This window comes from Streptococcus australis (assembly GCF_015553625.1).
Classification (GTDB): Bacteria; Bacillota; Bacilli; order Lactobacillales; family Streptococcaceae; genus Streptococcus; species Streptococcus australis_B.
Genome location: NZ_JADNGY010000001.1, coordinates 137,767 through 154,164, shown reverse-complemented (window position 1 = coordinate 154,164; position 16,398 = coordinate 137,767). Strand labels below are relative to the sequence as shown.

Here is a 16,398-nt window from a genome sequence, read left to right as displayed (position 1 = left end):
TGAAGAAACTAACAAAAATCCCTCCGTTTGCACGGAAGGATTTTTTAATTGCTTTGACGAATGTTCTCTAAAATAGCTTGAGCTTTTTCCAGGTTAAAGGGTTTGTCTTCTAACAGGGCTTGGACCACCGGAGCTACCTCTGATGGACTAGCGCCAGCAAGTAGGGCAAGGGACTTAGCTTGGAGTTTCATATGCCCATGCTGAATACCGGTGCTGACCAAGGCCTTAAGCGCTGCAAAGTTTTGAGCCAGGCCGACAGCTACAATGATCCGTGCAAGAGTTTGGGCGTCGGGATTTCCAAGCAGGTCATGAGCCACTTGGACACTTGGATTGAGTCCGATGGAGCCTCCCTTGGTAGCAATGGGCATGGGAAGGGTCAGCTGGCCTTCTAGGACTTGCTGATCTGGATGAGCTATCCAATTAGATAGTCCTTGAGCTTGTCCAGATCGACTAGCATAGGTATGGCCACCTGCTTCAATCGCCCGCCAATCATTCCCAGTTGCCAAGACGACAGCATCGATGCCATTGAAAATTCCCTTGTTGTGAGTCGCTGCTCTATAAGGATCAACAGCCGCTAATTGACTGGCCAGAGCTATTTTCTGAGCGATTTCGGCAGCTTCTTTGGGATCGCGACTGAGGAAGCGGTAGTCTATGTGACAGCTTGCCGTGACCAGGGCATCTGTAGCTAAGTTGGATAGAATAGCCATTAATCCTTGCCCCTCGGATAAATCTTCTAAAGGGTCGACCAGGGCTTCCAACATAGTGTTGAGCATATTAGCCCCCATGGCCTCTTTTGGATCGACAGATAGGTAGCAAATGAGAAAGTCCCCTTTCACCTCTGTCCAGAGATCTCGTGCCCCACCTCCCCGTTTAACGATGGAAGGATAGGCTTGATTGGCCAGTTGGAGCAGTTCTTCTTTAGCTTCTGCAATCGCCTGACTGGCCTTTTCTTTATGGCTAACGTCATAAAGAGCTACTTGACCGATCATTTGACGCTTGTGAACCTGGGTCTGAAACCCACCTGAGCGCTTGATTAGTCCAGCAGCGTAAGAAGCAGCAGCGATGACAGAGGGTTCTTCCGTCACCATTGGGACTTGGATTTCCTGACCATCTACCTGGAAGCCAGGAGCTAGAGCAAAGGGTAAAGCCAAGGTGCCGAGGACATTTTCGACCATTTCATTGGCAAGAGAAAGGGGCAATGTGTCATTGTCCCTTACTGTTTGTAGACCTTCTTCTGAAAGGAGTCCGGCCTGAGCTAGTTTCTCGATGCGCTCTGCTGGACTTGCTTTTGAAAAACCAGTTAATTTAACCATGTTGTTCTACCTTTACATAGGTTCGTTGGTGTTCGTTGATTTCTGATAAGGCATAGGTTTGATCTTGGTAACCTTGGAAGGTTTGATTGCCTTCAGCATCTAATTGTGCCTCTTCGAAGAAGATCTTCTCATATTCGGCAATCGTAAGAGCTTTTCGCTGATCCAATTCTGCCATACGATTTGGATGGAGCATTTGCTCATATCCTTCGACCAAGTGAGCACTAAAAATCTCAGCGACTGCACCACTTCCATATCCATAGAGGGCGATGCGGTCGCCAGCCACTAGTTGAGGCTGATTCTCTAAGAGAGAAAGCAAACCTAGGAAGAGGGAACCTGTATAGATATTCCCAACCTTTTGGCTGTAGAGAATGGATTGTTCAAAATTGTATTGCAATTGGGCTTGTTTCTCAGGAGAAAGACTCTTGTCAAGAATCTTTTTTAAGCCCTTGAGGGCGAGCTTGGGATAAGGAAGGTGGAAGCAGACCGCCGCAAAATCATCCAAGGTTAAGCCAGTTCGTTTTTGATACTCTGTCCAAGTTGTTTTCAGGCAATCCAAGTACTGTTGGGTCGAATAAATCCCATTGACAAAGGGAGTGCTGGAATAGTTAGGACGCCAGAAATCCATGACGTCACGGGTCTGAGCTACATTATCATCATTAAAGGCTAGGATACGTGGGTTCTGCGTCACTAGCATAGCGACAGATCCAGCTCCTTGAGTCGGTTCTCCAGGGGTGTCGATCCCATATTTTGCAATATCGCTGGCAATGACCAAGACCTTGCTCTGTGGGAACTTTTCAACATGAAGTTTAGCATAGTCCAAAGCGGCCGTTGCAGCATAGCAGGCTTCCTTCATTTCAAAGCTCCGAGCAAAGGGTTGGATTCCTAGGAGACCGTGAACGAAAACAGCAGCAGCCTTACTCTGGTCAATTCCTGACTCGGTCGCCAGGATGACCATATCAATTTCTTCTTTTTCTTCTTCGGTTAAAATACTATGGCTGGCACTTGCTCCAAGTGTGACGATATCCTCTGTAATAGGGGCAATACTCAGTTCTTTCAATAAGAGCCCTTTACTGAGTTTTTCTGGATCAGTATTTCGAGCAGCCGCTAGCTCACTTAAGCGCAAGACATACTGGCTGGTCGCAAATCCAATCTTATCAATACCGATTGTCATAAATAACCTCTTTTAATTTGATATCTACTAGTATATTTCGTTACTATTTTACCATATTTGAGAGCAAAACTCCCTTGAAAAAGCCAGAACAGTCTGGAAATCATTCTTAGGACCGAGTTGGGCAAGGGGATTTTTTGAAAAAAAGAGGACGAAAAACAAAAAAGGCTGGGACAAAAGTCCTAGCCTCTCAATTGTCTTTGGATTGTCGAGCAAGACGCAGTGGTCGAGTGCTCAAAGCACTGCTTTGAGGTGGCGGATAGAACTTGCGAATCAAGTATCCTAAGTCTTTGTTCGCTTTTTAAGCTTCAAAGATGCCCTATGTTGACGGAAACTATGTTTCCTTTATCTGCAACCTTCAACAGTCTCCCAGACTGTTGAAGCTGTGCGGAGGTGGGACAACGAAATCGAATTCTAACGAATTACCGATTTCTGTCCCACTCACTTCAACTCTTATGCTTGCTTATCTTTCTTAGGGTTACTCATAACCCGTATGAAGAGTTCTTTGCATTTGTCTCTTAGAACATTTTCGTAGAAGACGATTAAAGCGATGTATACAATCAGAAAGTTCAAGGTCAGATAGAACAAGTCAAATGAATTACGGGCATAGATAGTCGCTGATTGATAGGAGGGGAGGGCTCCTAGGATCATCCAAGGAAGATACTTGATATACTTGTTTAGCATCATACAGCACCTCGCATACTTTAAAGGATTTGTTTTTTCACTATCATTGTACTCCTTTTAAATAAAAATGCAAGCGATTACATAGATAAGTTTTGAAAAACCAATGCTAGTTGGCATTGGTTATTTTTCTTTTTTGATGGCGTTGATAAGAATGGTAGAGTTTCAAGACGACAGACCCGCTAGCCATCCCGATAGAGATGACCAAGGCTAGAATAACCACCAAGGTTACGCTGGTCATGGCTTGCCGATATTGGCCGCTAACAAAGAAGGAGGTGGTCCGATAGGAAATATATCCAGGAACCAAGGGAGCAAGAATAGCCAGCATAAAGACAACGACAGGTGTCTTATAGATAATACTTAAAATTTGACTGATACAAGAACCCACAATCGCTGCAATAAACGTCGCGACAATAACATTGGTAGGTCCTTTCAAGATATAGTAGAGCAACCAGATAGCCATTCCTAGAACTCCTCCAGGGACTAACATCGAGCGTTGCACGTTGAGGACGATTAAAAAAGTGATGATGGCAATCAAACTAGCCACCGCTTGGATTAAAAATTCGATTAGATTCATGATTCTATTTCATAAGGACAAGAGCGACGGTCGTTCCGGCACCAAGGGCAAGAGTAATGAGCAGGGTCTCAAAGAGTTTACTCATCCCAGAGTTGAGGTGGTTGTTCATCAGATCCCTGACGGCATTGGTCATGGCAATCCCAGGAACGAAAGGCATGACACAACCGGCAATAATGAGATCAGTATTGGAAGGAAAACCACTATATTGAGACCAAATATGGGCCAAAAAGCCAAAGACAAAGGCTGCTGCAAAAGCAGTGGCAAAAGGGATGCGCACGTATTTCTCAACTACTAGAGAGAAAGCAAAGGCAAAGACGGTCGCAATACCTGCTCCTATCGCATCATAAAAATTCCCGCCAAACATAATGGAGAAAAAAGGGGCACTAAGAGTTGCCGCGATGGTTAACTGGAGATTGGTATAAGGGACTGCCTTCTGCTTCAATTGGATCAAGGCTTGGTAGGCTTCTTCGAGATTGATGTGCCCAGAGACTAATTGGCGAGAAATCTGATTGACATCACAGACCTTCTCGATATTGTAATTGGTCCGCAGGATCCGCTTCATCCGCGTGATATTGGCATTTTCGATTGAAAAGAAAATAGCGACTGGCATCGCTAAGGCATTGCAATCATCGATTCCTTGAGAATGAGCAATCCGGATCATGGTATCCTCCACCCGATGGATTTCAGAACCACTCTCTAAAAGGAGGGTTCCTGCCAACATGAGGACGTCAATCACGCGGTCCATATCTTTAGACGCTTCCATTGTTCTTCCTGTTCTGTTAATAGATTGTCTCCATTATATCAAAATTTCACTGATTTGTACTAGTGTTACCACGGATTTAGTCAAGACAGGACAAGAAAAAACCAGCCGTTTCCGGCTGGTTTGAAAAATCTATTTGAATCTTAGCTCAATGCATCGTCCATAGAAAGAACTTCGTGGAAGACACGTTGTGTCAATTCAGTTTTTTGTTCTGGAGTGAGGTATTTAGTGTTTACACAGTATCCAGAGATACGTACGATAACATCTTCACCGCTCATGATCTTTTCGTAAACGTCTGACAAGTCCATAACGTTCAAGTTAACGTGTTGTCCACCGTTTTCGAAGTATCCATCAAGGATAGTTACCAAGTTGTCTACTTGTTCGTCACGAGTTTTACCAAGAGCACGTGGTGATACTTGAGTTGTCAATGAGATACCGTCAGCTGCGTAACCAAAGTCAAGGCTAGCAAGTGAGTTCAAGTTTTGCAACCATCCACCTTTCGCTTTGTTAGATGGGTTAGCACCTGGTGAGAAGAATTCCAATTTGCTTGTGTTCACAGAACCATCTTCGTTGAGGAATACCCCTTTGTGGACTGGTGAGTTACCAGTTTGTTTAGAGTAAGCAACGTTAGAAGTGATAGTCAAAAGTGAAACTGTAGCTTCTGCATTCTTGTAAAGTTTGTGGCTGCGAAGACGAGTAGTGTAAGCTTCGATCAACCATTCTGCCAATTCGTTAGAACGTGGGTCATCTTCACCCCAACGTGGGTATTCACCGATTGTTTCGTAATCGTAGATGTAGCCATCTTCGTCACGGATTGGTTTAACAGTAGCGTATTTGATTGCTGACAAAGTATCAACAGTGTTAGCGAATCCACAGATACCGAATCCCATGTTAGCGCGTTGGTGAGTTGGCAAGAAGGCCATTTGAACAGCTTCGTAGTTGTACTTATCAGTCATGTAGTGGATGATGTTCAAAGCATCTACGTAAGTGTCAGTCAACCAGTCAAGTGATTTTTCGAAGTTTGCTTTAACAGATTCGAATTCAAGAACTTCGTCACGGATAGGATCGATGTCAAATACTTTGTAGTCTTTATGAACGTCGTCGTAACCACCGTTCAAACCAGTAAGAAGAGCTTTAAGTACGTTTACACGAGCACCGAAGTACTGGATGTTGTGGCGTTGTTCTTCGTTTTCTGGGTCAAGTGGAGATACACAACATGAGATACAGCTCATTTCACCGTATCCGTCTTTAGCCATAGTAGTTACACCTTCGTATTGGATAGAAGAGTGTTTGTGGCTCATGTGCATACAGTAGCGACGGAAGCTGTATGGCAATTTGTCAGTCCAAAGAACTGTCAAGTTTGGTTCTGGAGAGTTACCGATGTTGTCCAAAGTGTTCAAGAAACGGTAGTCCATCTTAGTAACACGGTGACGTCCGTCGTTACCCATACCAGCCATAGAAGTTGTGATGAAGGTTGGGTCACCTGAGTACAATTGGTCGTATGCTTTTGTACGAGCAAATTTAACAGTACGCAATTTCATAACGAAATCGTCAACGAATTCTTGGATTTCAGACTCAGTGTAAGTACCACGAGCCAAGTCACGTTCAGCGTAGATATCCAAAACGATTGGCACACGTCCAAGAGAAGTAGCAGCACCGTTGATCACACGGCAGACAGCCATGAAGGCGATGTTTGTCCATTGGATTGCTTCTTTTGTATCGAAGGCAGGACGACGTACGTCTACACCATAAAGGTCACCCAATTTAACAACTTCTTGAAGTGCTTGGTATTGAAGGTTTACTTCTTCACGAAGACGGATTGATTCTTCATCGATTTCAGTGATCGCATTCCAGTCGTTTGCTTTTTCAGCCATCAAGTAGTCAGCTCCGTAAAGGGCCAAACGAGCATAAACCCCGATGATACGTCCACGTGAGTATGCATCTGGAAGACCAGTTACTGTGTGAGCGTGACGTGCACGACGGATGTTTGTAGTATAAGCACGGAAGATACCGTCGTTAACTGTTGTTACATATTTAGTGAAGATTTCATGCACAGCTGGATCTGGCTCATATCCATTTTCTTTCAAAGTAGTTTCCGCCATACGGATACCACCACGAGGCATGAAGTTCAATTTGAACAATTCATCGTTTTGGATACCGAAGATCACTTCGTTTTCTTTGTCGATGTATCCAGCTGCGATATCAGCGATAGAAGTTGGACGAGTATCGTATGGGAAACGAGTTTCTTCGTAGTGTGCTTTTGTTTCTTCAACAATCTTCTTGATGTGAAGAGAACGTTCAGTTGGTCCAGCTAGGAAGCTTTCGTCTCCATCATAAGGAGTGTAGTTAGCTTGTACAAAGCGTGAGACGCTGGCTCTTTCTTTCCAGTCTTCCCCTTGGAAGCCTTCCCAGGCTTTGTCAAAAATGTCTTGTGCTTCAACAACTGTTTTAACAACCATGTTTAAATCCTCTTATATCTTTCTAGCAACAAATCTGTTGCACTTACAATAGTAGTATACCACATAGAAATCGGTTTCACAAAGGGAATAGCAAAAAGATTTTGGATTCTTTTATAATACAGAACAGCACAGATGAATAAACTGTATTATATTTTTGTCTTGAGGAAAGTGAAAATTAGTAGGAAAAAATCGGTGATAGGGATATAATGAAAGAGGAGGTTGCCCATGCTCATATTTCCTTTAGTAAATGATACGAGTCGTAAGATCATTCATATCGATATGGATGCCTTTTTTGCGTCCGTTGAAGAGCGCGACCATCCAGAATTGAAGGGAAAGCCTGTCATCATTGGTCATGATCCCCGTTTGTCTGGTGGAAGAGGAGTGGTATCGACTTGCAATTACGAAGCCAGAAAATACGGGGTCCATTCGGCTATGAGTTCCAAAGAGGCCTATGAACGGTGTCCTCAGGCAGTGTTCATCCCTGGCAACTACGAGAAGTACCAGGCTGTTGGTCTCCAAGTCAGAGAAATATTTAAACGCTACACCGATCTGATTGAGCCCATGAGCATTGATGAAGCCTATCTGGATGTGACCAACAATAAGCTTGGTCTTCAGTCTGCTGTCAAGGTAGCTCGCTTGATTCAGCATGATATTTGGAATGAATTGCATTTGACTGCTTCTGCCGGAGTTTCCTACAATAAGTTTCTTGCAAAAATTGCCAGTGATTACCAGAAGCCTCGAGGACTAACCGTTATTTTACCCGAGCAAGCTCAAGATTTTTTAAGTCAGCTAGATGTAGCTAAGTTTCATGGTGTGGGAAAACGGACAGTGGAGCGGCTTCATGATTTGGGAATTTATACAGGTGCAGATCTCTTAGAAGTGCCGGAAATGACTCTCATCGATCACTTCGGTCGCTTTGGTTTTGATCTTTATCGAAAGGCTCGGGGGATCCATAACAGTCCTGTCAAGAGCAATCGTATTCGCAAGTCCATTGGGAAGGAACGCACCTACCGAAAATTGCTGGTGGCCGAGGATGATGTGCTAAAAGAATTAGCCAACCTATCTGAAAAGGTAGCGAACAGTTTGGCCAAGCATCAGAAAATTGGTAAGACCTTGGTGCTCAAGATTCGTTATGCCGATTTTACGACCTTGACCAAGAGACGAAGTTTAGAGGAAGCAACCAGAGACCCTGAAGTCATTCAGAGAGTAGCCCAGGAGCTCTACCAGAGCCTAGAGAGTAATTCCTCAGGTATTCGCCTCTTAGGGGTGACCCTCACTAATTTTTCTTCCGAGTCTCAGGAATCATATGAAGGATTTCTAATAGAAGAAACCCCGTAGGTATACTTGACCTACGGGGAATTTTTAGCTAGTTTTTGAAGAACTGTTGAATTTCTTCCTCTGTGAGGCCAATCATAGGATCAATAGTCAAGTAATTGTCCTCTGTTAATCGATAGCCTTGTTGAGGAGTTTGGGAAGCAGGTGAGTCAGAGCGGTTTTCAACTGAGAGGAGCTCCCTTTGGGGCTCAGTTTTTTTAATAGGCTCTTCCAGATGGACAGGACTCTGTAAGGAAGAGTCTCTACCTTGAGGGGTTCCATCCGAAAAACGCTCAATCAGATAGGTTTTGCGAGCAGTTCCAGTATTCTTTGTCGCAAAGTCAAATGCGGTGTATTCTCCTAGGAGAATGAGCTTGCTTTTGGAACGGGTGATGGCCGTGTAGATCAGATTGCGTTGGAGCATGCGTCGACTCTGATTGGTCAAGGGAAGGATGACAACAGGGAATTCACTCCCTTGAGACTTATGGATACTCATGGCATAGGCCAGGCGAATCTTGTACCATTCATTGCGGGGGTAGACCAATTCATTGCCGTCAAACTGGATGGTCAGTTCATCTTGCTTGGATTCGGTATACTTAGCTGGCAAGAGGTCGGTAATGTAGCCAATATCTCCGTTAAAGACATTGCTTTCGGCATCATTGACCAGGTGGATGACCTTGTCACCATTTCGATACTGGCAGTCTAGTGATTGAAAGAATAGAGCATTCGTTTCTAATGGATTGAGAAGCTCTTGCATGAGACTGTTAATCTGGTCAATGCCTGCAGAACCTCGATACATCGGAGCGAGGACCTGGATGTCTCGGGCTGGGATGCCGTTGCGAAGGGCAGCGCTGGTGATTTTTTCAATCATGGGAGCGATGAGCTCACTTGGCGCTTCAAAGTAGGAACGATCAGGTTTTTTCTCTGTGAAATCAGGAGGCAGTTGGCCTTTGCGAATCTGACTGGCTAGAGTGACGATGGTCGAATCCTCACTTTGACGGAAGATATGTTCCAGTTTGACTTGAGGGATGCTTGGGATCTGTAGGAGATCGGACAAGACTTGTCCAGGACTCACAGAAGGAAGCTGATCGGCATCACCAACGATTAAGAGTTTAGTATTGGAGGAGATGTTGCTGAGAAGCTGATTGGCCAGCCAAGTATCCACCATAGAGAATTCATCGACAATGACAAAATCCGCATCAAGATAATCGTCCAAGTGACTCGTGTCGTCGTCTCCCGTCATTCCTAAGTGACGATGAATGGTGGCGCTCGGAAGGCCAGTCAGTTCACTCATTCGACGGGCTGCTCGACCGGTTGGAGCAGCTAAGAGGATTGGTAATTGAGATTTCTTTCGAAGGTCCAATTGGTGCAGGCGGGCATAGGTTCCGATAATTCCATTGATAACGGTTGTTTTCCCTGTTCCCGGTCCACCTGTTAGCACAAAAACCTTTTGCTGAATGGCTTCTTGGATAGCCTTCCGTTGGATGGGATCGTAGTGAATGTGGAGTTCATCTTCAATGTCATCAATCGTTTGTTCGATTTTTTCTGGGTCGAAAGATTCTTGCCTTCCTTTTTCTAGCAGGCGACCGATATGGCTTCGGATTCCTTCTTCTGCAAAGAAGAGGCTGTTGTTGAAAATCTTGGTGTCAATGTTTTGCACCTTGTCTTCTTCGATGAGACTAGCCAATTCTTGGGCAACACTGGCTGGATCAAGCTCAACTGGACGAGATGCTTCTAAGAGTTGGATGGTGGCCTGGAGCAATTCTTTGGCTTCAGCGTAGGTGTCCCCTGTTTCTAAGGAGAGGGTTAAAAGACTATGGACAAGACCAGCTCGGAAGCGTTCAGGTGCATCACTGGCTATCCCTAATTCTTCTGCTAATTGGTCAGCAATCTTAAAGCCCATTCCTTGAATATCTTCGACCAGTTGATACGGAGCCGATTCGACGATTTGCAAGGTTTCTTCCTTGTAGAAATCTTGGATTTGGAAGGCTAGTTTATTAGGGATGCCATAGTTAGCAAGTTGGGCGAGGACTCGTTCCGTACCATAGTTGAGCTGTAGTTTTTCGACAAAGGCCTCGCGATTCTTTTTAGAAAGTCCGGAGATAGAGGCTAGCTTTTCAGGTGCTTGCAGAATTTTATCAATGGTATCCTCACCATAGAGATCCACGATTTTTTGGGCCGTTTTGAGTCCGATCCCTTTAAAATGATCGCTAGAAAAGTATTTCACCAAGCCTTTGCTAGTGGGTTTGGCTCGTTCATAGCGATTCATTTGCAACTGTTGGCCATATTTCGGATGATGGACCAGCTCTCCCCAGAAGGTATAATCTTCCCCTTCGACGATATCTGCCATCGTTCCAGTAACGATAATTTCAAAGTCATCATAGTCCTCTGCATCTGTATCATTGATATCCAACAATAAGATACGGAAAAAACTACTTTGATTTTCAAAAATGACCCGCTCAATGGTTCCTGAGAAATAGTATTCCATGCAGAGTTTCCTTTTAAGTAAAAGTCTGAGAGAGCTTATCTCTCATGAAGATATTGAAAGAGATTGGAACAAGAGTCCCAACCTCATCATGGGTTAATACGTCTGGAATGGAAGGAGCGGCCAGAGGCGAAGGACAGCTTCCCCTTTGATTTGTTCCTTTTTGAAAGCCCCCACCTGGCGGCTATCTTTTGAAACGATTCGATCATCACCAAGGAGTAGATACTCATCATCCAAGAGCTTTTTCGTGAAGGTCGCACTTCCATCTTTATCAACGGTGAAAGCTTCGGCTATCTGTGCCATTTGGCGGAAGAGCTCTCCATTTTCTTCAAACCCTTTTCCAGTGTAGGTGGACTGTAATTTATCTTCTTTAAACTTCTTGATGTATTCCTTCAAGTAAGGTTCATCTGTCTTCTTTCCGTTGATATAGAGGGTATCGTTCTCGTATTGAATGGTGTCACCTGGAAGACCGATAACCCGCTTGACAATTTCTTTGGTCTTTCCATTCTCTGTTTCACTAGCAACTACGATATCAAAACGGTCGATAGGCAGTTTATTGATAACGAGAAGGTATTCACTATCTGCCAAGGTCGGATCCATAGAATGGCCATCGACACGGACAGGCGTCCACAGATAAATACGAGAGAGAATAATGCCTCCGATAATGAGGCCGAAGAGCGCCCATTCTTTCAGGAAAGAACGGACTGGATTAGTTGATTTTTTTGAACGTTTCATGCTTTATCTTTCTATCAATTTTTTTGCTTTTTCTGTATTTTTAAAATGAAGTTTGGCACTGTAGTCAAGGGCTTGAATGCCATAGGCCTGTAATAGTTGAGCAGCTACCTTATCTGAGGGCGTACCAGCTCCACTAGGAAGGGTATAGCCGAGTTCTTGACTCAAATCTTCCAGATTTTGGAGGAAGAGGTCACGGGCAATAATGGAACTCACAGCTACTGCCAAGTATTTTCCTTCGGCCTTCTCTTCTAGGGTGACGACTTGTGGGACCTGATTCGCTTCTGCTTGAACATAGCGATCATAGTTTTTCTTGGTCGTAAAGGCATCGACTACAATCTTTTGAGCTTTTGCCCCTTGTTGCAAGAGCAAAAAAATGGCTTGATTGTGAAGAGCAACCTTGACAGAAACTGCATTGTAGCCAGAAGTGATGACCTGATTGTATTTTTTAGGTGTCAGCAGTAAGGCCTGATGCGGGATTTCTTTTTTGAGGATTGGTGCGAGAGCTCGAATTTTTCGATCATCTAAGGTCTTAGAATCCCCAACTCCTAGACTTTTTAAGTGGGCATGTTGCTCCGGGCTGACCAGTGAAGCCACGACGGCAAGCCCTCCAAAGTAAGAGCCATTTCCGACTTCATCCGTTCCGATTAAGGGGAAGTCTTGTCCGGCAAGTGCTTGGTCTATCGGATCTTGTTGGTAACCGAAGAAGGCAGCATAGCGCGTCGCCTGACTACCTTGTAGGACAACCTTTCCTGATGTGTAAATCGAAATGGTTGCACCAGGTGCCTTGAAAAAATAACGGACATAAGGATTTTTTGAAGGTGCCAGGTGGTCTTGGTGCTGACAAACAAATGCTTGGATGTCCTCGTTTTGAGGGGACAATGTAATTGTTTCCATAGCCCTTATTGTATCATAAAAGCTAGATGAAAGGCCAGAAAAAGACCAGCCGAATTTAGTCTGAAAGAACTTCTTTTAGGCTTGCTTCAATTGCTTGAGGATCAGTTTTTGAAGAGAAGCGGTGGATGACTTGGCCTTGGCGATCAATCAAGAATTTGGCGAAATTCCATTCAATGCGGGAGCCCAAGGGACCACTAGCTTGTTCTTTTAACCATTGGTAGAGGGGGCTGGCTTCTTTCCCATTGACTTTTATTTTTGCGAAGCGTGGGAAGCTGGTTTGGTAATGGAGGCTACAAAATTGATTTATCTCCTCCGCACTACCCGGCGCTTGGCCCATAAATTGATTGCATGGAAAGTCAAGGATTTCAAATCCTTGGTCATGGTAGCGCTCATAGAGCTCTTGCAATCCCTGGTATTGAGGCGTCAGACCGCAACCAGTTGCTGTATTGACGATGAGGAGCACTTGGCCTCGGTATGCTTCGAGGGAGAAGGGGCTCCCATCTTGGGCCATTATGGTGAAATCATAGATAATCATTTTACACGTCCTTTCCTACTTTCTCTATTGTATCACGCTTGAGTCGAAAAAAGTTAAACCGTGGCCCTAGTGTCCAGTATTTCCTATGGGAAGGGGATTTTCCTACTGACAAGCGGGCTAGATTTTGATATAATATCGTGAGGTGATTTTTATGTCCAGCTTAAATAGATACAAATTTACTTTCGGTAATAAATCGCTGACTCTCACAACCAATCATGATAATCTCTTCATGGAAGAAGTTGAACGGGTCGCGAAGGAAAAATATGAAGCGATTAAAGAACAAATGCCAGCTGCTGATGATGAGACCCTGGCTATTTTACTAGCAATCAATAGTTTATCAACACAATTGAGTCGTGAGATTGAGTTTGACGATAAGGAAAAAGAATTGGAAGATTTTCGTCGCAAGGCCCTAGATGGCCTGGTCGGTAGATCATCTAATTAAGGGGAGTTGCATGTTTTCAATCCTGATTTTATTCATCCTAGCTTGGAGTTTTTATATTGGGTATTCACGAGGATTTTTGCTTCAAGGATATTATTTTTTAACCATGATTGTGGCCATGTTGGTCGCAGGCTCAGGCTATCAGTCCTTGGCAAAAACCATTAGTCTATGGATTCCATTTTCGAGTGCAACACAAGCTTCAAAATCCTATTTTTATGGTGCAGACCAACTCTTTCACTTAGACAAAGTTTTTTACGCTGGTTTAGCTTATTTCATCTTGTTTGTTTTGGTCTATGCGATTGGTCGAGTGATTGGACTCTTTATTCCCTTGATTCCAACGCCTGAAAAATGGGAGGAGTTTCCGTTTCAGATCGCCAGTGGTGTATTAGCTGTCCTGGTGAGCTACTTTGTTCTGCAAATGGGATTCACGATTTTATCAACAATCCCTATGGCAGCCATTCAAGATCGACTCCATGGAAGTTTCCTCATTCGTTTTATGGTGCAGTATAGCCCCCTTACAGCAGGCCTCTTGAAACAACTTTGGGTTGTAAAAATCTTAGGTGCGTAATCACTTCTCATCATGTGTAAAGTTCATGAGAGATATTATAGAAAGGAAGGGGAGGCTCAGACCAAAATCAGCCTCCTTTTCTGTTGTGGAGAAACATGAATCAAAAAATTCTCGAAACCTTAGAGTTTCAAAAAGTCAAAAACTTAGTAGAGCCCTATTTGCAAACGGAGCAGGGTGAAGTAGAGTTGCAGGAATTAGCCCCGCTTACAAAAAAAGAAGCAATTGAAACCGCCTTTCTTGAGATGGCGGATATGGCTCAGATATTTGTGGAGCATCCGCACTTTAGCGTGCCCACCATCCAAGAAATTCGTCCAGTGACCAAACGTTTAGAACTAGAAACATCGCTTAATATTGATGAATTATTAGCGGTGAAGAAAGTCTTGCGTGTGACCCATGAATTGCGAAATTTTTATGATGAATTAGAAAATGTCCGCTTGGAAAAACTGGATCGAATTTTTGAAAATCTAGTCGATCTTCCACAGTTGCAGGGAAGTCTACATGCCATTAATGAGGCTGGATTTATTGAAAACTTTGCCAGTGAAACCTTGGCCAAAATTCGTCGGCGTATTCAAGAGAATGAACACCAAGTAAGAGACATTCTCCAAGAATTGCTGAAGACCAAGTCAGAAATGTTGGCTGATCAGATCATTGCTAGCAGAAATGGGCGAAATGTTTTGCCGGTTAAAAACACTTACCGTAATCGGATTGCCGGTGTGGTGCATGATATTTCAGCTAGTGGAAATACCGTCTATATCGAACCTCGAGCGGTCGTCAATCTCAATGAAGAGATTGCTAACCATCGGGCGGATGAACGCTTTGAGATGCTTCGGATATTGGAAGAAATTTCAAACCTTCTTCGGCCTCATGCGGGGGAAATCCGGAATAATGCTTGGCTAATCGGTCATATTGACCTCGTTCGTGCTAAACATCGCTTTTTACAAGACCGAAAAGGAACTATTCCAGCCTTGTCAGATCAAGGTGAAATTCAGCTCTTGCAGGTTCGCCATCCCTTGATTGAGAAGGCTGTCCCCAATGATGTCCACTTTGGAAAAGACCTCACAGAGATTGTGATTACAGGACCTAATACGGGTGGGAAGACCATCATGCTGAAGACCTTGGGACTAGCCCAATTAATGGCCCAGTCAGGCCTGCCTATCCTAGCGGAGCCTGGGAGTAAGGTGGCAGTCTTCACGCAAATCTTCTCGGATATCGGGGATGAACAGTCGATTGAGCAAAGCCTTTCCACCTTCTCCAGTCACATGACCAATATTGTCTCTATTTTAGAGCAGGTCGATGAGGAATCCTTGGTCTTGCTAGATGAGTTGGGGGCCGGAACAGATCCTCAGGAAGGAGCTTCGCTAGCCATCGCTATTCTAGAAGATCTCCGTTTACGAGGGATCAAGACCATGGCGACCACCCACTATCCAGAACTTAAGGCCTATGGGATTGAAACCCTTGGTGTCCAAAATGCCAGCATGGAATTTGATACTGATACCTTACGACCAACTTATCGCTTTATGCAGGGGGTTCCGGGGCGATCCAATGCCTTTGAAATCGCGCGTCGCCTAGGCTTGTCAGAAGTGATTGTGAATCAGGCACAAGGAATGACCAATCAGGATCGGGATGTCAACCGCATCATTGAAAAATTGGAAGCCCAGACCCTGGAAAGTCGCAAACGTCTCGAGTCCATTCGAGATGTCGAACAGGAAAACCTGAAATTCAACCGCGTCCTCAAGAAATTGTACAATGAATTGACCCGAGAGCGGGAGACAGAGCTCAACAAGGCTCGTAAAGAAGCGCAAGAAATTGTAGATCTTGCTCTAGCAGAAAGCGACCAGATCTTACAAGGTCTCCATGCCAAATCGCAACTGAAGCCCCATGAAATTATTGAAGCCAAGTCTCAGTTGAAGAAATTGGCTCCAGAAACGGTCGACCTATCGAAAAACAAGGTCTTGAAACAGGCTAAAAAAGCCCGTGCTCCAAAAGTAGGAGATGAGATCTTGGTGATCAGCTATGGGCAAAGAGGAAGTCTTACCAAGCAACTCAAAGATGGTCGTTGGGAAGCCCAAGTGGGACTAATCAAAATGACCTTGGAAGAAAAAGAATTTAATCTCCTGAAAGCTGAAAAGGACAGTTCTCAACCGAAAAAACGTCAGGTCCACGTGGTCAAACGTTCCAATACCAATGGGCCTCGGGCTCGCTTGGACCTTCGTGGCAAACGATATGAGGAAGCTATGGAAGAATTAGACAGCTTTATCGACCAAGCCCTTCTCAACAATATGGCCCAAGTCGATATCATCCACGGAATTGGAACGGGGGTCATCCGGGAAGGGGTCACCAAGTACCTTCGTCGCAATAAGCATGTGAAAAGCTTTGAATACGCTCCTCAAAATGCAGGAGGAAGCGGAGCAACAATTGTGACCTTTAAATAAGCAAAGAGTCAGTCGTGCCTTTCCATCAGGCACGCTTT

14 protein-coding genes are annotated in these 16,398 nt (G+C 44.4%); 4 read left to right on the top strand and 10 right to left on the bottom strand.

Annotated features, from left to right (window positions below; all coding sequences use genetic code 11):
- Nucleotides 1–44 precede the first annotated feature (44 nt).
- The 6 genes from I2D56_RS00715 to pflB form a co-directional block, all read right to left on the bottom strand.
- A complete protein-coding gene (locus tag I2D56_RS00715) occupies nt 45–1,313 on the bottom strand; it encodes a hydroxymethylglutaryl-CoA reductase, degradative (RefSeq protein WP_154854477.1) in 1,269 nt (422 codons plus the stop codon).
- A complete protein-coding gene (locus I2D56_RS00710; RefSeq protein ID WP_154854480.1) occupies nt 1,306–2,484 on the bottom strand; it encodes a hydroxymethylglutaryl-CoA synthase in 1,179 nt (392 codons plus the stop codon). The genes I2D56_RS00715 and I2D56_RS00710 overlap by 8 nt, the downstream gene beginning before the upstream one ends.
- Nucleotides 2,485–2,934: 450 nt before the next feature.
- On the bottom strand, nt 2,935–3,165 hold the full coding sequence (locus tag I2D56_RS00705) for a hypothetical protein (protein ID WP_023027278.1): 231 nt from the start codon (nt 3,163–3,165) through the stop codon (nt 2,935–2,937).
- A 106-nt stretch (nt 3,166–3,271) separates the two neighbouring features.
- Nucleotides 3,272–3,739 carry a threonine/serine exporter family protein gene (locus I2D56_RS00700; protein WP_195347755.1) on the bottom strand — a complete coding sequence of 156 codons (468 nt, stop codon included), beginning with the start codon at nt 3,737–3,739 and terminating at the stop codon, nt 3,272–3,274.
- A 4-nt stretch (nt 3,740–3,743) separates the two neighbouring features.
- Nucleotides 3,744–4,502 (bottom strand): threonine/serine exporter family protein, encoded by a 759-nt coding sequence (locus I2D56_RS00695; protein WP_023024440.1) that lies wholly within the window; start codon nt 4,500–4,502, stop codon nt 3,744–3,746.
- A gap of 140 nt (nt 4,503–4,642) precedes the next feature.
- Entirely contained in the window at nt 4,643–6,958 is a 2,316-nt protein-coding gene (gene pflB, locus I2D56_RS00690; protein ID WP_195347754.1) for a formate C-acetyltransferase, read from the bottom strand.
- A 225-nt stretch (nt 6,959–7,183) separates the two neighbouring features.
- Here pflB and dinB point away from each other — a divergent pair, with 225 nt between their 5' ends.
- Nucleotides 7,184–8,296 (top strand): DNA polymerase IV, encoded by a 1,113-nt coding sequence (gene dinB, locus I2D56_RS00685; protein WP_195347753.1) that lies wholly within the window; start codon nt 7,184–7,186, stop codon nt 8,294–8,296.
- Between the two features lie 28 nt (nt 8,297–8,324).
- Here the strand turns inward: dinB and I2D56_RS00680 are convergent, their stop codons facing one another.
- From I2D56_RS00680 to I2D56_RS00665, 4 genes are all read right to left on the bottom strand, one after another.
- Nucleotides 8,325–10,760, bottom strand: coding sequence for an ATP-dependent RecD-like DNA helicase (locus I2D56_RS00680; RefSeq protein ID WP_195347752.1), 2,436 nt, complete (start codon nt 10,758–10,760; stop codon nt 8,325–8,327).
- Nucleotides 10,761–10,853: 93 nt separating this feature from the next.
- Nucleotides 10,854–11,492 (bottom strand): signal peptidase I, encoded by a 639-nt coding sequence (gene lepB, locus I2D56_RS00675; protein ID WP_195347751.1) that lies wholly within the window; start codon nt 11,490–11,492, stop codon nt 10,854–10,856.
- Between the two features lie 3 nt (nt 11,493–11,495).
- On the bottom strand, nt 11,496–12,386 hold the full coding sequence (gene rnhC, locus I2D56_RS00670; RefSeq protein WP_195347750.1) for a ribonuclease HIII: 891 nt from the start codon (nt 12,384–12,386) through the stop codon (nt 11,496–11,498).
- 55 nt (nt 12,387–12,441) lie between these two features.
- Nucleotides 12,442–12,921 carry a glutathione peroxidase gene (locus I2D56_RS00665; protein WP_195347749.1) on the bottom strand — a complete coding sequence of 160 codons (480 nt, stop codon included), beginning with the start codon at nt 12,919–12,921 and terminating at the stop codon, nt 12,442–12,444.
- A gap of 151 nt (nt 12,922–13,072) precedes the next feature.
- Here I2D56_RS00665 and zapA point away from each other — a divergent pair, with 151 nt between their 5' ends.
- The 3 genes from zapA (at nt 13,073) to I2D56_RS00650 (ending at nt 16,360) form a co-directional block, all read left to right on the top strand.
- On the top strand, nt 13,073–13,363 hold the full coding sequence (zapA, locus tag I2D56_RS00660) for a cell division protein ZapA (RefSeq protein ID WP_023024429.1): 291 nt from the start codon (nt 13,073–13,075) through the stop codon (nt 13,361–13,363).
- 10 nt (nt 13,364–13,373) lie between these two features.
- Complete coding sequence (locus tag I2D56_RS00655) at nt 13,374–13,928, top strand: CvpA family protein (RefSeq protein WP_023024428.1); 555 nt, start codon at nt 13,374–13,376, stop codon at nt 13,926–13,928.
- 95 nt (nt 13,929–14,023) lie between these two features.
- Nucleotides 14,024–16,360, top strand: a complete 2,337-nt coding sequence (locus tag I2D56_RS00650) for an endonuclease MutS2 (protein WP_195347748.1) — start codon at nt 14,024–14,026, stop codon at nt 16,358–16,360.
- Nucleotides 16,361–16,398 lie beyond the last annotated feature (38 nt).